This window comes from Streptomyces sp. NPDC057638 (assembly GCF_042800315.1).
Classification (GTDB): Bacteria; Actinomycetota; Actinomycetes; order Streptomycetales; family Streptomycetaceae; genus Streptomyces.
In genome coordinates, this window is sequence record NZ_JBHVHF010000017.1 from 14,793 (window position 1) to 36,202 (window position 21,410).

General features: G+C 73.1%; 17 protein-coding genes. 3 read left to right on the plus strand and 14 right to left on the minus strand.

Annotated features, from left to right (window positions below; translation table 11 throughout):
- Nucleotides 1–425 precede the first annotated feature (425 nt).
- Together ACFVIM_RS04365 and ACFVIM_RS04370 are read right to left on the minus strand one after the other, a co-directional pair.
- A complete protein-coding gene (locus ACFVIM_RS04365) occupies nucleotides 426–2,576 on the minus strand; it encodes a SpoIIE family protein phosphatase (RefSeq protein WP_384298242.1) in 2,151 nt (716 codons plus the stop codon).
- A gap of 200 nt (nucleotides 2,577–2,776) precedes the next feature.
- Entirely contained in the window at nucleotides 2,777–4,111 is a 1,335-nt protein-coding gene (locus ACFVIM_RS04370) for a DUF6777 domain-containing protein (RefSeq protein ID WP_384298245.1), read from the minus strand.
- A gap of 407 nt (nucleotides 4,112–4,518) precedes the next feature.
- Between ACFVIM_RS04370 and ACFVIM_RS04375 the strand changes: the two genes are divergently transcribed.
- On the plus strand, nucleotides 4,519–6,021 hold the full coding sequence (locus ACFVIM_RS04375) for a lipase maturation factor family protein (RefSeq protein ID WP_384298248.1): 1,503 nt from the start codon (nucleotides 4,519–4,521) through the stop codon (nucleotides 6,019–6,021).
- Nucleotides 6,022–6,093: 72 nt separating this feature from the next.
- On the opposite strand, the gene ACFVIM_RS04380 is transcribed toward ACFVIM_RS04375, so the two are convergent.
- The 4 genes from ACFVIM_RS04380 to ACFVIM_RS04395 form a co-directional block, all read right to left on the minus strand.
- Nucleotides 6,094–6,267: a hypothetical protein gene (locus ACFVIM_RS04380; RefSeq protein WP_384298250.1), complete on the minus strand. Its 174-nt coding sequence runs from the start codon at nucleotides 6,265–6,267 to the stop codon at nucleotides 6,094–6,096.
- 439 nt (nucleotides 6,268–6,706) lie between these two features.
- Nucleotides 6,707–8,176 (minus strand): SDR family NAD(P)-dependent oxidoreductase, encoded by a 1,470-nt coding sequence (locus tag ACFVIM_RS04385; protein ID WP_384298252.1) that lies wholly within the window; start codon nucleotides 8,174–8,176, stop codon nucleotides 6,707–6,709.
- Between the two features lie 241 nt (nucleotides 8,177–8,417).
- Nucleotides 8,418–9,410, minus strand: coding sequence for an XRE family transcriptional regulator (locus ACFVIM_RS04390; RefSeq protein WP_384298254.1), 993 nt, complete (start codon nucleotides 9,408–9,410; stop codon nucleotides 8,418–8,420).
- Nucleotides 9,411–9,525: 115 nt separating this feature from the next.
- Nucleotides 9,526–10,218, minus strand: coding sequence for an IucA/IucC family C-terminal-domain containing protein (locus tag ACFVIM_RS04395; protein ID WP_384298256.1), 693 nt, complete (start codon nucleotides 10,216–10,218; stop codon nucleotides 9,526–9,528).
- Nucleotides 10,219–10,702: 484 nt separating this feature from the next.
- Between ACFVIM_RS04395 and ACFVIM_RS04400 the strand changes: the two genes are divergently transcribed.
- Nucleotides 10,703–11,809: a DMT family transporter gene (locus ACFVIM_RS04400; protein WP_384298259.1), complete on the plus strand. Its 1,107-nt coding sequence runs from the start codon at nucleotides 10,703–10,705 to the stop codon at nucleotides 11,807–11,809.
- Here ACFVIM_RS04400 and ACFVIM_RS04405 read toward each other — a convergent pair.
- Nucleotides 11,711–13,003 carry a transglycosylase family protein gene (locus ACFVIM_RS04405; RefSeq protein ID WP_384298261.1) on the minus strand — a complete coding sequence of 431 codons (1,293 nt, stop codon included), beginning with the start codon at nucleotides 13,001–13,003 and terminating at the stop codon, nucleotides 11,711–11,713. The genes ACFVIM_RS04400 and ACFVIM_RS04405 overlap by 99 nt on opposite strands.
- A gap of 493 nt (nucleotides 13,004–13,496) precedes the next feature.
- On the opposite strand from ACFVIM_RS04405, the gene gndA reads away from it, so the two are divergent.
- The gene (gene gndA / locus ACFVIM_RS04410; RefSeq protein ID WP_384298264.1) at nucleotides 13,497–14,939 is read left to right on the plus strand and encodes an NADP-dependent phosphogluconate dehydrogenase; all 1,443 of its coding nucleotides are present in this window, start codon (nucleotides 13,497–13,499) and stop codon (nucleotides 14,937–14,939) included.
- Between the two features lie 452 nt (nucleotides 14,940–15,391).
- Here gndA and panD read toward each other — a convergent pair whose 3' ends face one another.
- The 7 genes from panD to ACFVIM_RS04445 form a co-directional block, all read right to left on the minus strand.
- Entirely contained in the window at nucleotides 15,392–15,808 is a 417-nt protein-coding gene (gene panD / locus ACFVIM_RS04415; RefSeq protein WP_384298267.1) for an aspartate 1-decarboxylase, read from the minus strand.
- Nucleotides 15,809–15,928: 120 nt separating this feature from the next.
- A complete protein-coding gene (locus ACFVIM_RS04420; protein ID WP_384298270.1) occupies nucleotides 15,929–16,777 on the minus strand; it encodes an ArsR/SmtB family transcription factor in 849 nt (282 codons plus the stop codon).
- A 213-nt stretch (nucleotides 16,778–16,990) separates the two neighbouring features.
- Nucleotides 16,991–17,728, minus strand: a complete 738-nt coding sequence (locus ACFVIM_RS04425) for a hypothetical protein (protein WP_384298273.1) — start codon at nucleotides 17,726–17,728, stop codon at nucleotides 16,991–16,993.
- Between the two features lie 170 nt (nucleotides 17,729–17,898).
- Nucleotides 17,899–18,852 (minus strand): 3-hydroxyacyl-CoA dehydrogenase family protein, encoded by a 954-nt coding sequence (locus tag ACFVIM_RS04430; protein ID WP_384298275.1) that lies wholly within the window; start codon nucleotides 18,850–18,852, stop codon nucleotides 17,899–17,901.
- Nucleotides 18,849–19,913: an HAD-IIIC family phosphatase gene (locus tag ACFVIM_RS04435; RefSeq protein WP_384298278.1), complete on the minus strand. Its 1,065-nt coding sequence runs from the start codon at nucleotides 19,911–19,913 to the stop codon at nucleotides 18,849–18,851. Before ACFVIM_RS04435 ends, ACFVIM_RS04430 begins: the two co-directional genes overlap by 4 nt.
- A complete protein-coding gene (locus ACFVIM_RS04440; RefSeq protein WP_384298281.1) occupies nucleotides 19,910–21,157 on the minus strand; it encodes an acyl-CoA dehydrogenase family protein in 1,248 nt (415 codons plus the stop codon). The genes ACFVIM_RS04435 and ACFVIM_RS04440 overlap by 4 nt, the downstream gene beginning before the upstream one ends.
- Nucleotides 21,144–21,410 (minus strand): acyl carrier protein, encoded by a 267-nt coding sequence (locus tag ACFVIM_RS04445; RefSeq protein ID WP_384298284.1) that lies wholly within the window; start codon nucleotides 21,408–21,410, stop codon nucleotides 21,144–21,146. Before ACFVIM_RS04445 ends, ACFVIM_RS04440 begins: the two co-directional genes overlap by 14 nt.

The window sequence follows — 21,410 nt, forward strand, 5'->3', positions numbered from 1 at the left end:
GCGGTCCTCGGGTTCGTCGGAGCTCACAGGGGCATGGCGGCGGAGGGCCCGGAGCCGGACGGTCCGCCGCGCACCGGCCGACAGGCGCCGACGGCGGCCCCGTACGACGGCACCACCACTGCCGCCCATGCTGCCCTGGGACCCGCCCCACCGCGATCGATCGATCACCGAAGCGACGCGCTCTTTACGGATAGTTAACATCCGCTCAGGGCATGCGGCGCCCGGTGGGTGACCATGGGCGCGCCACCCGTCATCGGCCACACCGTCACCAACCGGCCCGGCTTGTCCCCTACCTTCCCGGTGTCACCCAGCCACCACCCGTACCATCACCGGCTCGGCCGTCACCCGTCGGCCACCGGCACCCGACCGGCCGTCACCCGGAGCACCCGGAGCACCCGGCACGCCCGATCCCGACCGCCCGCCGCTCAGGCATCCGCCTGGCCGCTCCCCGGCGGCCCGTCCGCCAGGGCGCCGCGCTCCGGCGCTCCGCCCGGTCCCACCCGTACGCCGGTCGGCTCCGCCACCGCGAACTCGCACCACACACACTTGCCGGTGCCCCGCGACTCCACTCCCCAGGTGTCCGCCAACCGGTCCACCAGCAGCAGTCCCCGTCCCGACACACCGGACTCCCCGGCCTCCCGGCGCCGGGGCAGCGCGCTGGAGAGGTCCTCCACCTCGACCCGGAGCCTGCGTTCGGGCCCGGCGAGCACCCGGGCCGTCACCACGGCCCCGCCGTCCGTGTGCATCAGCGCGTTGGTGACCAGCTCGTCCGCGGCCAGCTCGATCTCGTCGGCCCGTTCCCCGGCGCCCCAGGACGCGGCGGCGGAGCGGATCATATGGCGGGCCGAGCGCAGCGCGTCCGGCTCGTTCTGCGGCACATGGCGGCGGAGCCTGCCGGTCGCGCTCGGCAGCCGCGCGCCCTCACGGCGCAGCAACAGCAGGGCCACGTCATCCGCTCCGCCGCGCTCGTCGGCGGCCTCGCACAGATGGTCGGCCAGCTCCTGGAGGTCGCACGGGCCCTCCTCCACCAGTTCCTTCAGCAGCCCGACCCCGTCGTCGAGGTCGGCGCCCGGCACCTCCACCAGACCGTCGGTGTAGAGGAGGAGGGTCTGTCCCGAGTCCAGTTCCACGGTGCTGACCGGGTACTCCAGCGCCTGGAACTCGGCCGACAGCCCCAGCGGCAGCCCACCCTCCACGGAGATCCGGTGGCAGACGCCGTCCGCGCCCCGCACCAGGGGGTCCATATGCCCCGCCCGGACCAGCTGGACCACCCCGCTCTCCAGGTCGACCTCGGCATAGGTGCAGGTGGCGAAGCGGTCCGTGTCGAGTTCGCGCAGGAAGACGGAGGCGCGCGCCATCACGGTGGCCGGGGTGTGTCCCTCGGCGGCGTAGGCCCGCAGCACGATCCGGAGCTGTCCCATCACCGCGGCCGCGTCGGTGTCATGTCCCTGGACATCGCCGATGACCGCGCCGACCCGGCCGCCGGGCAGGGCGATGAGGTCGTACCAGTCGCCGCCGATGTCCCGGCCCAGCCGGGCCGCCCGGTAGCGGACCGCGAGCTGCGCCCCGGGGACCTCGGGGATCCGGCGCGGGAGCATCGACTGCTGGAGCCCTTCGGCCAGATCGTGCTCCTGGTCGTACAGGAGCGCTCGCTGGACGCTCTGCGCGATGCTGCTGCCGAGGGCGACCAGGACATCGCGTTCCTCGGCGCTGAAGCCGGTCCGGTCGTCGTAGAGCAGCCCGAAGCCGCCGATCGGGCGGGCCTGGGCGATCAGCGGCAGATAGGCGGCGGAGGTGATGCCGAGGTCCTTGATGTGCGGCCAGAGCACCGGATAGGAGCGGGCGAACTCCTCGCGGGACTCGATGAAGCGGGGTGCGAGGGTCCGCACCGCCTCGCTCATGGGGTACTGCTCGTCCACCCGGGTGTAGCGGGTGCCCGGTACGAACGCCTCGTGGGGCCCCTCGGCCACCAGGTGGATCCTGCCGCCCGGCTCCAGCAGGCCCATGACCAGGGACGCGGCGCCGAAGTGCTCAAGGCCCTGGGCGTCCGTGAGGACGTCGATCACGTCCTGGACGGTCCGGGCGTGCGCGAGGGCGGCGGTGGTCGACTCGACCACACTGGTCCGGTCCCGCCGGTCGGTGTCCGGTACGACCCTGCTGACGGGGTCGGCCAGTTCGTCGGCGGCGTCCCGGACGATGCCGATGATCCGTTCCGGGAGGCCGTTCCCGTCCCGCCGGACGATGCCCTGAGTGTGGGTCCAGCGCAGGCTGCCGTCACGGCGGCGGTAGCGGAAGTACACGCCGTACCGCTCGCTGCCGTTCTTGAGCGCCCGCGCCACCAGCGAGTCCAGCCGGGCGGCGTCCTCGGAGGGCATCCGCGCGATCACACTGGCCCGCCGCCCGTCGTACTCCTCCGGCAGCAGGTCCAGCACATCCAGCGCGATCGGGTCCAGATGCATCAGACCACTGGCCAGATCCCAGTCGAAGCTGCCCATCCGGTTCAGCGCCAGGCTCTCCTCCGGCCCGGCCGGCCAGTCGTCGGGAAGCGACGGGACCCCCGTCGCCCGCTCAACCATGGGGCCACTCTGTCATCATTTGCCGGATTCTTCGACTGTGTGCATGTCATGTCCACATACATACGGCAACGGAAACGACCGGGCCGTCCCACCGCACACCCCGACCACACACCCCCACGGCACCCGCCCCCCTTACGCGACGGGCCACCCCGCCGAGCCACTGCCTCACCGAACCGCCGCGCCGCCGAAGCCGCCGAAGATCACCCCGCGAGGCCCTCCACCGCCCCGGACCCCGGATCCACCGCGAACCCCGAGCCCGAGTCCGAGCCCGGGTCCAGGCCGGGGTCGGGGTCCGGGTCCGGACCGGCGGCCGGATCACCGGAGCCGTCGAGGCCCGCGCCCCCCTCATCCAGGTTCGTACCCACCTCACCCGAACCGTCGGGCGCATCCGCCCCGCCCACCTCGTCGAACGGATCGACCGCCGTTCCCGGCACCCGCGCGGCCCCGGGCGGATCGGCCACCGCCCCCGAACCGCCGCCCGAGAGGTCCCCGGCACCATCCGCGTCGGCGGCGGGCCCGACCGCCCCGGTGCCACCGCCGGGGAGGTCCCCGGCCCCGTCCGGCGCCGACAGGCTCCCGGCGGGCGGATAGGCGTACAGATCGTCCGGCCCGCCCGGCGGCACCACATCGGGGCTGAGGTCGCGCTCCCCGTCCGTCCCCGTCTCCCGGGTGATCCAGGACCCGTCGGCCGCGTCCAGCAGGATCAGGCTGTCGACGGACTCCGGGGCGGGCCGTACCACCACCGTCCGCTCGGGCCGGTACCCGGCCCAGGACCGCCCCTCGTGGACCACCGCGTCGCGGGCCGCGACGGGCGCCCGCAGCGGATTGCCCCCGGCACAGCGGACGCGCGGCATCCCGTGGGCGTCGACCAGTACGGCGCTGCCCGCCTGGAGCACGGCCTGGCGCGCGGTGGTCGCGCCCGTGCGGTAGCCGTGGTCGGTGACACGGGTGTCGGCCCGCAGGACGACCGGTGTCAGCCCCCGGACGAAGCCGGGCAGCGTGTCCCGGGCGATCCCCGAGTCCCGGGCGAAGGCGGCGGCCCGGGGCGGGTCGGCCCGGAGCAGGGCCAGATGGCGCTCCGCGTCGCAGCTGCCGACGGATCGGGTCCCCGCGTAGAGCCCGGGGGTCGTGCCGGAGACCGCCCGCAGGGTCTGTCCCCGCTGGGGCCCGCCGTTGCCGCGCGCCTCAGCGGGCGCGGAGGGCGCGGGCGCCGCGACGGTGCGGGCGGTGGACGCGGTGTACGGATCGGGTCCCCGGGCCGCCGCCGCGCGCAGGAAGACGGTGGTGTGCGACCCGTCCGGGTCCGCCCCGCCCCCCGTACCGCACCCGGCGAGCAGGGGCAGGGCGAGCAGGGCACCGACGGCGGCGCCCAGCGCGGAACGGGCACGCCGGGAGGGGGCGGGGCACCCCACGGCCTCCTGGCGGACCACGGGCGCACCCGGCCGGTCCGCCGGGGCCTTGGGGCGACGCTCCGGGCGCTCCCGCCGCACGGTCGCTGGACCAGTGAACGACGGGCGTTCCGCCCGACGACGCATGGGACCCACCTGTATCTCCCGACTCTCGGTCCCGACCTGTCCATCCCGTTCTCCCGGACGCTCCCGCTCCGCGCCACTTGGAGAGGTGCCAACGAGTGGCCCGCCCGCGCGCCGGGCGGACGGACCGCGCCCCGATGGCACCCGACGACCGGGGGCGGACCGCACCCTCCGGCACCCGACGACGGGGGACCGGGATACCGGCGGACGCCCCGGGGACGAGGACGGGCAGGCCACCAGCCCCCGGCGGAAGGCGACACAGGCCCCGCCGGGCCCACTCCGCACAGCGACGACCGCCGCCGGGTCCACGGCACACAGCGACGACGGACCGCGTCCATCCGGCTCATACCAGCCCTCCGAGGCGGCCACGGCGGGCCGTCACCGTGGCGACGCGGTCGATACTGGGCGCGATGGAGTGGTTCGGAGACGGTGACTACTGGCTGAGCCGACTGGTCTTCCAGCGGGCTCTGGCCGCCGTGTACCTGGTCGCCTTCCTGACCGCCGCGCTCCAGTTCCGGGCGCTGATCGGGGAGCGGGGCATACTGCCGGTCCCCGCCTATCTCCGCCGGGTGCCGTTCCGCCGGGCACCGAGCCTCTTCCACGCCCACTACTCGGACCGGCTCTTCGCCCTCTGCGCCTGGACCGGCGCCGCCCTCGCGGCGGCCCTGGTGGCGGGGGCGGCGGACGAGGTGCCGCCGGCGCTCGCGATGGCCTGGTGGGCGGTCCTGTGGGCGCTCTATCTCTCGATCGTGAACGTGGGGCAGACCTGGTATGGATTTGGCTGGGAATCACTCCTCCTGGAAGTGGGCTTCCTCGCCGTGTTCATCGGCAATCAACGGACCGCTCCTCCGCTGCTCATTCTGCTGTTGCTGCGGTGGGTGCTCTTCCGGGTGGAGTTCGGCGCGGGGCTGATCAAACTGCGCGGTGACCGCTGCTGGCGCGATCTGACCTGCCTCTACTACCACCACGAGACCCAGCCGATGCCGGGCCCGCTGAGCTGGTTCTTCCACCGGCTCCCCCGCCCGCTGCACCGGGTGGAGACCGCCGCCAACCACGTGGCCCAGCTGGTGCTGCCGGTCCTGCTCTTCACCCCCCAGCCGGTGGCCACGGCCGCCGCCGTGGGCATCGTGGTCACCCAGCTCTGGCTGGTGCTCTCCGGCAACTTCTCCTGGCTCAACTGGCTGACCATCGCGCTCGCGCTCTCCGCCATGGACGGTTCCCTGGTCTCCGCACCGCCCGCCCCGCTGCCGTCCTCCCCGCTCTGGTACGAGATCGTGGTGCTCGCCGTGACCGCGCTGGTGCTGGTCCGCAGCGTCCGGCCCGCGCGCAATCTGCTCTCCCGGCGGCAGCAGATGAACCGGTCCTACGATCCGTTCCACCTGGTCAACGCCTACGGTGCCTTCGGCACGGTCGGCCGGGTCCGGCAGGAACTGGTGGTGGAGGGCACGGACGAGGAGCGTCCGCACCGGGACTCGCGCTGGCGGGAGTACGGCTTCAAGGGCAAGCCCACGGACGTCCGCCGGCTGCCTCGCCAGTTCGCCCCGTACCATCTGCGGCTCGACTGGATGCTGTGGTTCGCGGCGATCTCCCCGGCCTATGCCCGCCCCTGGTTCGGCGGGCTGGTCGAGCGGCTGCTGGAGGGCGACCGGGACACCGTGCGGCTGCTCGCCCACAACCCCTTCCCCGAGGCGCCACCCAGCCATATCCGGGTGCGGATCTTCCGCTACCGGTTCACCACCTGGCGGGAGCTGAGGGCCACCGGGGCCTGGTGGCACCGGACGGAGGTGGGCGAGTTCCTGGGACCCACCCGGCTCACCGGTCCCGTACCACCCGTACACCCGCCGCATCCCGCGCGTCCCGGAGCGGACGGTCGCCGTCCATGGCGGCGCCCGGGAGCGGGCCACCAGGACTGACGGCGGCGCCCGGGAACACGACCGCGCCCCCCGCCTCGGTGGCGAGGGGCGCGGTGGTGCAGCTAGGCCCGGTCAGTCGACGCTGGGCAGGATGTGCGGTTCGCAGAGATCTTCCTCATACCCCGCGAGCCGGATGGGCGCTGACCTCGCCCACACGTCCAGACTGCCGAGCTCGTCCGACCGGGCGGTCAGCTCGCCCGTGCCCTCAACCGATCTCGTCTCGTGCTTCTTCACATCTGATGTCACCGCGCACTCCTCTGTGTCGCGAAACTGGGACAAGGGGCGATTCGGTCGCGGTGGCGCCGGCACATGGGCGGGACCGCAGCCTGGTTGCAGACGTGTCCCAGGACGGTCAAGGGGCTTTCGTGGACCCTCCGATGACGTCCGTGCCCCCTAGATTAACCAAATGAGCACACCCCCGCTCGATGGGGCCTGCCGATCTGCCCATTTCAGGCCAACACCTAGACTTTTCACGGGAGTTATGCTCCTATGCCCGCTTCGCGCGGCCACTCCAATGGAGTAACGGAGCCCGGGGCGCGCTGCTCCAACTGGCCCAGGCCCCCTCGCGCGGACCGGCCGTGATCGGCGGGGTCCGCACCAGGGGGCCTGGGAGGAGTTCCGGGCGGCGCCCGGCGAGCGGTACGGGAGGAGCCCGCCGCCCGGGTCAGCCGGAACCGGTCCGGGACTACCAGTTCGCCGGGGCGTAGTCCTTGAGGAAGCAGCCGAAGAGGTCCTCGCCCGCCTCGCCGCGCACGATGGGGTCATAGACCCGCGCGGCCCCGTCGACCAGGTCCAGCGGCGCGTGGAAGCCCTCCTCCGCGAGCCGCATCTTGTCCGGGTGCGGCCGCTCGTCGGTGATCCAGCCGGTGTCGACCGCCGTCATCAGGATGCGGTCGGCCTCGAACATCTCCTGCGCACTGGTACGGGTGAGCATGTTCAGCGCCGCCTTGGCCATATTGGTGTGCGGGTGGCCCGCGCCCTTGTACCCACGGCTGAAGACACCCTCCATCGCGGAGACGTTCACGACGTACGTACGCCGGGCCTGGGAGGCGGCCATCGCCGCGCGGAGCTGGCTGATCAGGATGAACGGCGCGGTGGAGTTGCAGAGCTGCACCTCGAGCAGCTCCACGGGGTCGACCTCGGAGACGGTCTGGATCCAGCTGTTGCTGGCGTCCAGGTCCGGCACCAGACCCCCGGCGTCGATCGCCGTGCCCGACGCGATGCGCTCCAGCGAGGCCGAGCCGGGAACCAGCGCGAGATCGGTGACCTCCTGGGCACTCAGGCCCTGACCGGCCGCCGAGGGCAGCGCCGCCACCGCCGCCGTGTTGATGGCCCCGCTGCCGAAGGTGCCGATGACCTGGGCGGCGGGCAGCTCGCCCGCGGGCAGCGGCGCCGACTCCGCCGTGACCAGCTCACGGTAGGCGGCCGGGCTCCGGCGCACGGTCTGCGCGGCGTTGTTGATCAGGATGTCCAGCGGCCCCTCGGCGGCCACCGCGTCGGCGAGGGCGACGACCTGCGCCGGGTCCCGCAGATCTATCCCGACGATCTTCAGCCGGTGGATCCACTCCTCGCTGTCGGGCATGGCCTTGAAGCGGCGGATCGCGTCGTTCGGGAAGCGCGTGGTGATCGTGGTGTGGGCGCCGTCGCGCAGCAGCCGCAGCGCGATATACATCCCGATCTTGGCCCGGCCGCCGGTGAGCAGCGCCCGCCGCCCGGTGAGGTCGGTACGGGCGTCCCGCCGGGCCCGGTTCTCGGCGGCGCAGTCCTGGCAGAGCTGGTGGTAGAAGGCGTCGACCTCGACATAGCGGGTCTTGCAGATGTAGCAGGAGCGGGGCCGCTTGAGTATGCCCGCGATCTCGCCCCGGGCGGTCGCGGAGGGCAGCAGCCCCTCGGTCTCGTCGTCGATGCGCTGTGCCGAGCCGGTGGCGGTGGCCTCGGTGACCGTGCGGTCATGCGCGGTCTTGGCGGCGCGCCGCTCCTGCCTGCGGCGCTGCTTCACCGTGCGGTAGATACCGGCCGTCGCCCGGCGGACGGTGATGGCGTCGGGATGGTCGACGTCCAGCTGGTCCAGCTCATCGAGGACGCTGAGGCAGACGGCGAGTCGCTCGGGGTCGATTCCGGGGCCGAAAGCGGGGCTGTCGTCTGTCACCGTCATGGCCGTTGCCGTTCCTCGATCTGCTCATACGCCGGGGGTTCCAAAAGCGCGACTTTACCGAGCCAAAAGGGCGACGGCCAAATGCGCCGGTCTCCTGGAGGTGCCCACTGATCCGCCCGAGGGCCCTGGTCAGGTCGCCGCAGGCGGGAGGGCGGACCGGGCGGAGCGAGATCGAGCCGGGCAGGGCAGGGCAGGGCAGGCGGGACGATGAGATCAGGCTGACCCGATCCGGCTGACCAGATCAGCCGGTCTCCGGGACGAAGGCGAAGTCCTGGTCCGCGCCGCCGTCGCAGTCCTTCTGCGCGATCTCCGCGCCGACGTCCGTGTCCGCCGCACCGCCGAGGACCCCGACACAGAGGTTGGAGTGCAGCGGCCGCAGCCGGAAGAGCGGCACGCCCGAGTCGCCGCGCTTCCCGGGCTCCAGGACGAACCGCTGGTGGGCGGCCCCCTCACACACGGTCGGCGCCAGCAGTGCCTGGGACACCGTGTACGCCTGGTCCACGGTCAGACAGCCGGTGGTCATGCCCTCGCGATGCCACTGGATCTGGTAGACACCCTCGCTGATCCGCTCCAGATAGGTCCGGGGGACCACCGTGCCGCAGGGCCGCTGCACGGCCAGCGGCCGGACGGTGCGCTTGTTGCGCTCGCGGCCCTCACCGACACACAGGGCCTCGGCGACATGCTGAGGACGCATCTGGTACCAGCCCTTGGCGGGCAGTCGCGGCACGGCGGAGGCGCCGGCACCCCCTGGCGGCTCCTGATCCCGGTCGAGGACCACCACCAGGGCCACCGCCAGGGCCAGGGCGACCAGGGCCGCCACCGCGACCGCCGCCCGCCACCGGGGCCGGGGCCGTCCGGGCGGCGGCGCGCTCCCACCACCGCCGGTCTCCGCGCCATCGGGGGTCACCGCCCCGGGGTCGGGCACGGGCCCGGCGTCCAGCGCGGTCTCCCGGGCCCGTTCCCGGGCGGCCACCCAGCGGGTGACGGCCGTCTCGTCGAGCCCGACCGCGCGCACCAGAGCGGCGACCAGTTCGGGGCGGGGCAGGGTGTCGCGGTGCAGGGCCGCCGCCAGGGTGCTGGACGGCAGCACCTCCCCGGCGGCCTCGGCCTTGGCCGCCAGTTGGCGGTAGGTGAGTCCGGACCAGTCCCGCAGCGCGCGCAGGGCGGCCACATACTCACGGACGGTCAGCGGGCCCTCGGGGCACGTGGGTTCATCGACGGGCACATCAGGCACCCGGTCATGATCGGGGCTCGGCCGACCCTCCACAAGGCTCTGTCCGGCCACCGCCGTGAGCCACCCTGAGCCCCGCCGGTACGAGACGCCTCACCCTCACCACGGATGACACGGCCTATGGTGCCGCGGGGGCCGGCCGGCCGCTGAAGACACAGTCCCCGCAGAGGCTGCCGCGCGGGGCGCGGTAGTACAGACAGCAGCTGGTGCGCCGCCGCCGTGGCCCCTCGACGGTGCCGCGGAGATCGGGGTGGTCGAAGAGCTCCGCCGCCAGGGCCTCGGCCCGCCGTGCCACCTCGGGCCGGTCGTGGTCGAAGGCCCAGCCGTCGATCTGCTGGACGGCGGCGGCGAGCGCGGAGCCCGCGTTGCCCCACAGCAGCCTGGCCGAGATCCGGGTGTCGGTCCTGAGCGCCGCCGAGAGCGGCCGCAGATGGTTCTCCTGGACGGTCTCCCGGATGTTCGCGGCCGTTCCTGGCCGACTCCGTACGGTGGTGAGGACCAGGTCGTCGGGGGTGGAGCGGTCGGCGGTCCACCACAGTGCCCGGGGGTCGAGATCGGGCAGCTCCCGGTAGAGGGCGGCCGCGCCGAGGGCGATGGACCAGAGCCGGGCGGCGATGCCGAGCTGGGCGATGGAGGCGGCGACACGGCGCTCGGAGGGGTTGTGACGTTCGGTGACGAGGTCCACGCGCCGGGTCAGTTCGGTCAGCTCACCCTCGTACACCCGGGCCAGTGGTGTGCCCGGCGGCGTCCCCTCCGTACCGGTTCGGAGGGCGAAGAAGCCACCCAGCGTGTTCAGCTCCCGCAGGTCCATGCGCCCCCGCTCCCCTCGCCCCGGCCCTCGGCGGCGTCGATGATCGCCGCCAACCTAACCCACCGGCCTCCCTGACCACAGGGCCCACCGGGGACGCCGGGAGCCGACGGGCCGGGCGTCGGGCCCTCCGGCGCCCGCCGCAGGCTCGAAGATGCGCCGGCCCGTCGGCGAGCGGGACGATGGAGGGGGTGGGGGACGTCCCCACCCGTGCGGCGCGCCGGGCGCGTGCCGCGACCGAGGGAGAGACGGTGGCGGGCGAGGACGGGACGACGACGGGAGCCGGGGCGGTGGCACACCCGGCACGGAGGGCCGACGCGCACCCCGCGATGACTCCCGCCCCAGCCGTCCACCCGACTCCACCCCCTCTGACCTGCACGACCATCCCTCAGGCGAGTTTTGACCCACGCTCGTACTCCGTCAGTAGTACGCCTGTGTGTGCTCAAGGACGACGACGCGAACGCGAATCACGGAGATCGTGGTCTCTATGAGTTCCCTCGTGCTGGCCGTGCTCCTGTCCCTGGTCTCCGCGGTCGCGTACGCGGCCGGGGCGATCGTCCAGGAGCGCGTGGCCGCCACCGTCCCCGACCGGCCCTACGCGCCGCTGCGCAACGCCGTGTGGTGGTGTGCCGTCGTCCTCAACGGCGTCGGCGCGCTGCTGCACGTGGTCGCGCTGGCCTATGGCCCGCTGAGCCTGGTGCAGCCGCTCGGGGCACTGACGATCGTCTTCGCGCTGCCGATGGCGGCGCTGTTCGTGGGACGCAGGGCGGGCGCCACCGCCTGGCGCGGGGCGCTGCTGGCCACGGTCGGGCTGGCGGCCCTGCTGGAGCTGAGCGGGGACACGGGCTCCCACACCCTGGGCGCGGGTCAGCGCGGGGTGCTGGCGGCGGTGACCGCCGGGGTGGTGGCCCTGCTCTTCCTGATGGCGCAGGCGCCGCACCGCCCGGTGCAGCGCGGGGTGCTGCTGGCCGCGGCCGCCGGGGTGGCGTTCGGGATCGCCTCGGTGTTCACCAAGACGGTGGCGGTCGACTGGCAGTGGGCCGACCCGCTGGTGCAGTGGCCCACCCTGGGTCTGATCGCGGTGCTGGCCTGCGCGGGGCTGCTGCTCTCCCAGGCGGCGTACCGGGGTGCGGGGCTCGCGGCGCCGCTGGCCACGGTCACCGTGGTCAACCCGGTCGTGGCGGCGGCGGTGGGACTGACGATGTTCGGGGAGAGCTTCCGTTACGGCGCGCTGGGCACGGTCCTGGCGATCGGCGCCGGGGCGATGGCCGCCGCCGGGCTGGTGATGCTCACGACGGAGCGGCTGGCCCACCCCGACGCCCCCCATAGCCCGGCCGGCCCTGACACCCATGGCGCCCCTGACAGCATCGAGCGGCTGACACCGGCCCCGGGCGCCCCGGCGCGGACCGCGTCGGGCGCGGGGACGATCCCGCGCACCATCGTGGCCGCCGCCGCGGCCGAGACCTCGCGGCGGCGGGTTCCCGGGCGGCGGGCGTCAGAGGGCGACGCCACCCGCCCGCAGATAGGCGAGGGGGTCGATGTCGGAGCCGTATCCGGGCCCCGTACGGATCTCGAAGTGAAGATGCGGCCCTGAGCTGTTGCCGGTCGAGCCCGAGCGGGCGATCCGCTGGCCGCTGCCGACCTCCTGGCCCGCGCGGACGGTCAGCGCGGAGAGATGGGCGTACTGGCTGTAGCGGCCGTCGTGGTGGCGGATGACGACCTCGTAGCCGTAGGAACCGGCCCATCCGGCGGAGATGACCCGGCCGGGGGCGACGGACCGGACCGAGGTGCCGGTGGGTACCGGGAAGTCCAGCCCGGTGTGGTAACCGCTGGACCAGGCCGAGCCCGCCTTGCGGTACGGGGTGCCCATCGAGGCGTCGACGGGAGCGCTCATCCGCGTGGTGCGCTCGCCGACCGTCTTGGTGATGTGCTTCTTGACCTGCTTGGGGGCCTGCTTCGGAGTCTGCTTCGTGACCTGCTTCTGCGGCGCCCGCTCCTTGGCCGCCTCCGGGGCCTGCTTCTTGGCCTGCGGGGCCCGCTGCTGCCGGGGGGCCTCGCGGCGCTCGCTCCGGTCCTCGTCGGCCTTCTGCCGGGGCGCGGGGGCGGTCATCTTCAGCACCAGCCGCTGGCCGGGGTAGATGAGATCGGGGTCGGCACCGACCGTACGCCGGTTCTGCTCGTAGAGCTGCTGCCAGCCGCCCCGGACGCTCTTGGCGTCGGCTATCCCGGAGAGCGAGTCGCCCCGGGCGACGGTGTAGCCCTCGCGGTGGGTGGGGACGGCGGTCGGCGAGGTGCGCTGCTCGACGACGGCGCGCGGGGTCTCGCGCTGACGCTCCTGCGCCGGGGCCTTTCTGGCCTCGGCGACCCGCTCGGAGGACCCGCCCTGCGGGGAGATGTCCGGGGAGTCACCGCCCCGGGTCAGTCCGGCGCGCACCGAGCAGTTGGGCCAGGCGCCGGGGCCCTGGCCCTTGAGCACCCGCTCGGCGACGGCTATCTGCTGGTCCTTGCTGGCGAGGTCGGCGCGCGGGGCGTACTCCCGGCCGCCGTACGCCTCCCAGGTGGACTGGGTGAACTGGAGCCCGCCGTAGTAGCCGTTGCCGGTGTTGATCGACCACTGGTTGGTCGACTCACAGGCCGCGACCTTCTCCCAGACGTCCACCGACGCCGCGTTGCTGGTACCGGCCCCCATGAGCGGCAGCGCCATGCCCGCTCCGCCCGCGGTCACCGTGAGGGAGGCCCGGTTGATCCGGCTGGGCTGGTATCGGCGATGCCGACCGCTTGCGGCCATGGTGAGACTCCCACTAACGGTTTGGACGGTGAGGACGGTCTAGACAGCGAGGACGGATAGATCGGATCACGAAAAGGTCACGTCAAGCCGCCAACTTAGGTGGTCGCCGTGGACTATGACAAGAGCTCAGGCCGGGCGCATCGGGCGCAGAGGGGGCGGCTGGGGCCGCCGGGCCGGTCAGCGAGGTCAGGCCGGGACGGCCGGGAGGGAGCCAGTCGGCGGCTCCGGTGCCCCCGGGGTGAGGCGGGGGTCGCCCGGTGGCGGACCGTGCGCCGGAGCGTGCCGCGCAGACATCCGAGGAGCACACCGCCCCGTGTGCTCCTTTCGGGTGTTCTTCCGTTCTTTCGGGGGTCATTCCCCGGTCCGCGCGGGGGCGGGAATGCGCTCCGCCGCTGACGGCTTGAAGATCGGTGAGTGACCGCCGCCAGCTATACGTAGTCGCTGGGGGCGGACGGGGATCAGCCCCGGGGAATCCAGGAGCCAGGAGCACAGCATGAGTGGAACAGCCCAGATCGGTGTGACAGGACTCGCGGTGATGGGCCGCAACCTGGCCCGGAACTTCGCCCGTAACGGCTTCACGGTCGCCGTCCACAACCGGACCGCGTCGAAGACCCATGCTCTGGTCGAGGAGTTCGGTGACGAGGGCGCCTTCGTCGCCGCCGAGACCCCGGAGGAGTTCGTCGCGGCGCTGGAGCGGCCCCGCCGACTGGTCATCATGGTCAAGGCGGGCGGTCCGACCGACGCCGTCATCGAGGAGTTCGCCCCGCTGCTGGAGGAGGGCGACGTCATCATCGACGGCGGCAACGCCCACTTCGCGGACACCCGGCGCCGGGAGCAGGAGCTGCGCGAGCGCGGTATCCACTTCGTGGGCGTGGGCATCTCGGGCGGTGAGGAGGGCGCGCTGCACGGGCCGAGCATCATGCCCGGTGGCTCCGCCGAGTCCTACACCTCGCTGGGGCCGCTGCTGGAGAAGATCGCCGCCAAGGCGAAGGACGGCGAGCCCACGGTGGCGCATATCGGCCCGGACGGCGCCGGTCACTACGTGAAGATGGTGCACAACGGCATCGAGTACGCCGACATGCAGCTGATCGCCGAGGCCTACGACCTGCTGCGCTCGGTCGCGGGGTACACGCCCGAGCGGATCGCCGAGACCTTCCGCTCCTGGAACACCGGCCGCCTCGACTCGTATCTGATCGAGATCACGGCCGAGGTCCTGGCCCACACGGACGCGGCCACCGGGAAGCCCTTCGTGGACGTCGTGCGCGACCAGGCGGAGCAGAAGGGCACCGGCCGCTGGACCGTGCAGATCGCGCTGGACCTCGGGGTGCCGGTGTCCGGGATCGCGGAGGCGGTCTTCGCGCGTTCGCTCTCCGGCCACGGTGAGCTGCGCACGGCCTCGCGCGGGCTGCCGGGGCCCGCGGTGACCCCGCTGAGCGGCGAGGCGGCGGACCGGTTCGCCGCGCGGGTGGAGCAGGCGCTGTACGCCTCGAAGATCGTTTCGTACACCCAGGGCTTCCACCAGATCCAGGCGGGCAGTGAGGCGTACGACTGGGACATCGACCTCGGCTCGGTCGCGTCCATCTGGCGTGAGGGCTGCATCATCCGGGCGGCGTTCCTGGACCGGATCAGGGCCGCGTACGACACCCGCGCGGATCTGCCGAGCCTGCTCCAGGACAAGCAGTTCGCCGAGGAGATCGGCGAGGCCCAGGACGACTGGCGCGAGGTCGTCGCCACGGCGGCCCGCCAGGGCGTGCCGACGCCGGGCTTCTCCGCCGCCCTCGCCTACTACGACGCGCTGCGCGCCGAGCGCCTCCCGGCCGCTCTCACCCAGGGCCAGCGGGACTTCTTCGGCGCGCACACCTACCGGCGTACGGACCGGGAGGGCTCCTTCCACACGCTCTGGGGCGGGGACCGCTCCGAGGTCTCCTCGGACTGAGGCTGTCCCCACGGCCCGCCTGACCCGCCCGTGGCCCGCCCGGTGCGTCGACGCGACGCCTGGCGGGCCACGGGCGGAAACAGGGGGATTCAGACAGGTCAGACAGGTCGGACAGGTCAGGCGGGCCCTGGCAGGGGCTCCGGCTCCGGTGTCGGCTCGGGCCCCGGCGTCGGCGGCCGGGGAACCGGCTCCGGCGCGGGCCCGGGCGGCGGTGAGGGTACGGGCACGGGTCCCGGTCCTGGCCCCGGTGGCGGCGTAGGCGTCGGTGGGGTGGGGATCGGTGACGGTGGTACGGGTGGCTGGGTCATGCCGGACCTCCAGGTACGAGAGTCATGCGTTCCCACTCTCTAACGCCCCGCCTGCCCGCGCAGGGTCAGCCCATGCCACCGGGCGCCCCCGCTCGTCGCGCTGGGTGGCCCGACCCGGTCCGCTCAGGGGGCGCCGATTCCGGCTCAGGCCACCGAGTGCGGGCTCCTGAGCGTCTCGCCTCCCGGCACGGGCGCGGAGGCGTCGGCTCCCACCTCGATGATCCTGTTGTCGGCGCCGACGTGCACCACGCGCGGGGCCAGCGAGCGCGCCTCCTCGTCGTTCACCTGCGCATAGCTGATCAGGATGACCAGATCGCCGGGGTGGACGAGATGGGCGGCCGCGCCGTTGATCCCGATGACACCGGAGCCGGGCTCGCCCTCGATGACATAGGTCTCCAGCCGGGCCCCATTGGTGATGTCGACGATATGCACCAGCTCACCGGGCAGCAGGTCCGCCGCGGCCATCAGCTCCGCGTCGATCGTCACGGAACCGACATAGTGCAGATCGGCATGGGTGACGGTGGCGCGATGGATCTTGGACTTAAACATGGTGCGCATCATCGGGTTACTCCTGAGCATCGGCTCCCTGCCTGCGTTTTTGCAGGTCAAGGGCAGTTTGCCTACTCTACAACGCACGCGTCCCGAGCGGTGGTTCCCCGCCTCTCCCGGCCGGGGAGCGGGTCAGACCTTCAGATGGTTGTGGAGCAGTGCGTTGCCCAGGGGGGTGAGCGCGTGCTGGACCGTGTTGAGGGTGCGGACGGTGGTGATCAGCCCGGCGTTGCGCAGGACCCCGGTGTGCTGGCTGGCGGCCGCCGCGGAGATGCCGACGCGCTCCCCCAGTTCCGTCGTCGTGCAACTGTCGGTCAGCGCTCGCAGGACGGCGGCGCGGGTCCGCCCCATCAGGGCGCTCAGCGCGCGCTCGTCGCCGTCGCCGGAGCGCCAGAGGGGGAGTATCCACTCGCGCCTGACCGGGATCGGATAGAAGAGCACCGGCTGCCGGGCGTCCTCGTGGTCGACGAAGAGCGCGGGCGGGCGGGAGTGGAGGAAGAGTGTGGGGGTGAGTACCAGGCCGTCCTCCAGGCTGAGGTCCGCCCCACCGCCCGGCACCTCCAGCACGGGTGGCTGCCACCGCAGGGCGGGATGGAGCGTGCTCATCAGTCGGTCCATACCGCCGCTCAGCACGATCTGGCCGCGGGCCGCCCGGTCGATCTCCAGCCGGGCGGCGATGCCCTTCCGGTACGGCGCGACGGCCACCCGGTAGAAGGCCAGGACGTCGCCGACCACCTGGGGCCGGTGCTCCGCGTCGGCGAGATCGGCATCGTCCGCCATCGCCTGGCGTACCACACGATAGATGTCGGGAAAGGGACGGATGGTCTGCGCCAGCTTGACCAGGGCACGGACCTGTGGTGCGGCATTTACTTTCTTGCGCCAGACCTCGAACTCGACGGCGCCCCTTCCCGAGCAGAGTAAGTCGAGCGCGAATAGCGCTTCAACGAGTTTGTCCGGGCCGGCCGATAGTCGTGTGCGCACAAGGCTTTCGTGCGTCAGACTGATGCGCCGCATGGTTACCACCCCCGACATGCAATTTACGCATACAGTAAAAGCCCGTCGACGCTATCACAGCAGCAGGGGAACGCCCCTCATATCTCCCGCGATGACGGCCATCACCGCCGCCCGCCGAACAGCCGGGAGTTCACAAAGGTCACATGATCGCAGCTTTCCGTAGAACTGCCCGGAGGCGGGTCACATCCGGCGGCCGATTCGGTCCTGGTACGCGCGAACCGCGCCCGAGTTGCCGCCCGCGGCCACATCGACGAACCGCCCGCGGTGGAGGAAGACGACGGTGTCGGCACGGGCCGCCGCCGCCGCGTCAGCCGTCGACAGCACGGCGGTGATCCCACAGGCGTCCACCACTCCCCGAAGCGCCGCGGCGAGAGCGGCACCCTCCCCGCGCGGCGCCGACGCGGGCTGGGCCGCCAACAGGATCGCCGGTGGCGCGGCGGCCGCCCGGGCCACCGCGAGCCGCTGCCGGGCCGCCGCCGACAGGTCGGCCACCCTGCGCTGGGACCGCCAGCGCAGACCCGCCGCCCGCCACAGGCACCGCAGCTCCGGCGCACCGCCGCCGGGCACCTCCCGCGCCACGACCTCCCAGGCGCGCAACTCCAGGGGCAGACCCGTCGGCCGGACCCGGCGTACGGGCCACCCGGCGGCCCGGTGCACCCGGCCCAGCACCGGCGGCAGCGTGCCCGCGAGGCAGTCCAGCAGCTCGGTCACGCCCGAGCCCGGCTCCCCCACCGCGGCCAGGAACCGGCCCACCCGAACGCCCAAGGTCACCCGGGACAGCCCGACCCTCGACGCGGCTCCGGGCGCCATCCGGCCTGGCTCCGTCGTCACATCGTCCAGGGCGAAGGCCACCGGGGGACCCTCGACAGGTTCCAGGCATTCCTCGTCACCCGCCATGTCACCCTCACCACTAGACATCGTCTCCTCGGCGCGCGCCGAGAAGGGAAGGATCGGTAGGAATCCATCAGTCCGCCGACCGGTCGGCCCCTCGCGCGGACGACCGTTCCCCGATGCGGAAAACTCCCTTCCGATCCCTCCAAGTGGAATAAACATCACCCCCTCCCGCCGCCCCGAAGCGAGAGTTCAGATCACCGAGCGGCAAAGAATCCGGAAGGCCGCGCAGGGGGCTTTGGGGCGTATACATGAAATCCCCGGCCGCTCTTGCGTCCGACGTGTCCGGCCGCGGTCAGAGAAACCAGCAGAGCACAGGGAACGAAACGGGGGTCCCCGGTGCATTCCCGCAGCACGTGCAACGAGTCGACCACCGTGTCGAGACCGATGAGATCGGCCGTCCGCAGCGGTCCCATGGAATGCCCGAAGCACTCCTGGAAGATCTCGTCCACCGACCGCGCGTCGGCGGTGCCCGCCTGGACGACGGCCGCGGCGTCGTTGACCGTCGCCATCAGCACCCGGTTGGACACGAAGCCCGGCCCGTCGTTGACGACGATTCCCCTCTTGCCGAGCGACGCGAGCAGGTGCTCCGTCGACCGCACCGTCCGCTCGCTCGTCAGCGGCCCCCGGATCACCTCGACAGCGGCCTTCAGCGGAGCCGGGTTCATGAAGTGGGTGCCGATGACGCGGTCCGCGCGGTCGGTGACGGCGGCCAGCCGGGCCACCGGGATCGCGGAGGTGCAGGAGGCGAGGATGGTGTCCGGGCCGCACACACCGTCGAGTCCACGGAACACCTCCTCCTTGACAACGATGCGCTCACGGGCGCACTCGATCACGAACCGCGCGTCGGCCAGCTCCGCGAGCCGGTCCGTCCAGCGCACCCGGGCGGGCGCGTCCGCCTCCCGCGGCGGGGCCGCGCCAGCCATCAGACGGCGTAGCCGGATCCCCGCGCGCAGCCGGTCCGGGGCGCTGTCCAGGGCCGCCGCGCTGCTGTCCACGACGACCACCCGATGGCCGGCCTCGGCCGCGCACTGGGCCACTCCGACGCCCATGGTCCCGGCGCCGACCACCCCGATCACGCCCAGGGACGCGCTCGCGCCGGCCGGGTCGGCGGGCGCGCTCGCGCCAGTCGGCTCCGTGGGCGCGCTCACCAGGGCACCTCCGTACGGCTGACCACGCGCACCGGGCCGTCCTGCGGTGGCGCGTCGGTGCCCCGATAGGCCAGCAGCAGGCGTTCCGGTGTCCGCCCGGTGACCTCGTATCCGCAGAAGCGGAGGTTCACGAGCATGGCGCGGTTCACCGGCGTGGGGACGAACTCGGCGACGGGGCGGCGGCCCGCCGCCAGGGCTTCGCGGACGAGATGGCGCAGCAGCGCGGGTCCGACGCCACGCGACATCACCCGGCAGGAGAGCAGCAGCAGACGGAGGGTGCTGGTGTCCTCGTCGAGCGCGGTGACGGTGAGGCCGATCGTGCCGTACGAGCCGAAGCGGTCCGTCAGTTCGGCGACGAACACCTCATGGCGCGGCGAGTGGCACAGCTCCCGCAACCGGTCCACGCCGTAGGTGCGGCCCGTGGTGTTGAGCTGGTGGGTGCGGACGGTCAGCTCACCGGCTCGTTCCAGGTCGCTCTCCTCGGCCCGGCGGATGGTCAGCACCAGTCGGAGCGAGGCCAGGAACTCCTCGGGAGGCCCGGTGTGGTCCTCCCGGGCCCGGGTGCGCAGGGCCTCCCTCCGGTACAGCAGGCGCCGGGCCCGTGACTCCGGGGTGACCGGTCCGGGCCTGAAGTCCCCGTACTCGGGCAGGTCCGCCACGGACTCGGCCGTGTAGGTGCGGACCTCGGGCCACACCGAGGCCACCTCGGCTCGCTCCAGTGGGTCGTTGTCGGCGAAGGCCACGGTGTCGGTGCCGATGCCGAGGCCCGCCGCTATGCGGCCCACCGCGGCGGATTTGCTCCCCCAGCCGATCTCCAGCACCGTGAACAGCTCGTCCAGGCCGTGGGCCCGCAGGTGGCGCACGGCGGTGTCGTGGTCGCCGCGGCTGGCCACCGCGTGCAGGATTCCGCGCTCGTCCAGGGCGCGCAGGGTGGCGACCGCGGCGGGGAAGGGCACGGGTTCGTCCCCCTCCAGGACGGTGCCGTCCCACAGGGTGTCATCAAGGTCCCACACGAGGCACTTCACTGTGGGTGGGGTCGGTGGGGCGGGGGTCGGGGTCATCGGATGCTCTCCTCCCAGGCGCGGGACGGGCGGGGCGCGGGGTCACGCGGCGCCCCGTCGGGGACGGTCGGAACCCCGTCGGGGGCGGCCGGGGGCCGGTCAGGAGCGGCCGGGGCCGACCGGAAGCCCTGGCCGCGCAACAGCCGCTCGGCGATGTGGAGTTCGGCGATGTGCTCGGAACCCTCGATGATCTCCATGACCTTGGCGTCCCGGAACATCCGCCCGGCGGCACTGCCGGGGGCGCAGCCCGCGGCGCCGAGCAGTTGCACCGCCCGGCCGCCCACCTCGCTCGCCGCGGCGGCGGCCGCGTACTTGGCCATGATGGTGGCGGCGACCGCCTCCGGGTCCTTCGCGGCGCGCAACCGGGCCGCGCGCAGGCACAGTTCGGTGGCGGCCTGGGTCCGTACGGCCATCCGGGCCAGTCCGGCGCGTACCAACTGGTGCGCGGCCAGCGGAGTGGCCCCGCGGTCGCGCCGTACGACATGGGCGGTGGCCAGATCGAGGGAGCGCCGTGCCATCCCGACGCAGCCCCACGCCACGGTGAAGCGTCCGTGGTCCAGCGCGGTGGCCGCCACGTGGGAGAGCCCGAAGCCGTACGGTGCGATGACGTTCTCCCGGGGGACGCGGACGTCGTCGAACTCCACATGGGCGAGGGCGGCGGCCCGCATGCCCAGCTGCCCGGTCACCGGCTCCCGGCCGATGCCGGGGCGGTCGCTCTCCACCAGGACTGCCGTGGGGCGGCCCGCCGCCGTGCCGAGCACCAGCAGCAGACCGGCGGTGCCGCCGAAGGTGACCCATAGCTTGCGGCCGGTCACCCGGACCTCGTCGCCGTCCGCGCGGATCCGGGTCCGTACGGCGGCGAGGTCGGTGCCCGCGCCCTCCTCGGTGGCGGCGAACCCGGCCTGCCGCGTGCCGTCCAGCAGTCCGGGCAGCCAGCGGGCGCGCTGGGTGTCCGTCCCCCACCGGACCACGGCGGCGGTGACCATGGACTGGACGGTCACCCAGCCGCGCAGGGCGCTGCACGCCCCGCCGATCCGCGCGCACAGCTCCCCGAGGGTGGCGGGGCCGAGGCCCAGGCCACCGAACCGGACCGGGACGTCGACGCGCAGGATGCCGGACGCGGCGAGCGCCGCGGGCACCTCCGGCGGCAGGACGCCGTGGTGGTCCCACTCCCCCGCCCGGTCCAGTGCCCCGGCCACGACGTCGGCGACCGCCGTGGCCACCGTGCGGCTAGCCGCGTTCACGGGCGGCCTCCGTTCCCGGCGACGCGGTCTTGGCGTGGACGAAGGCGGCGACGCGGGAGGCGGTGCGGAAGTTGTCCAGCTCCAAGTCCTCCACCTCGATCGCCAGGTCGAACCGCCGCTCGACGTACGTCACCAGTTCCAGGGCGAAGAGCGAGTCGGCGAGACCACTGGCGAAGTAGTCCTCCTCCGGGTCGACCCGCTTGCCGATGGCCTGGGCGAGGAAGTCGAGGATCTCCTCGGTGGGCGTGGTCAT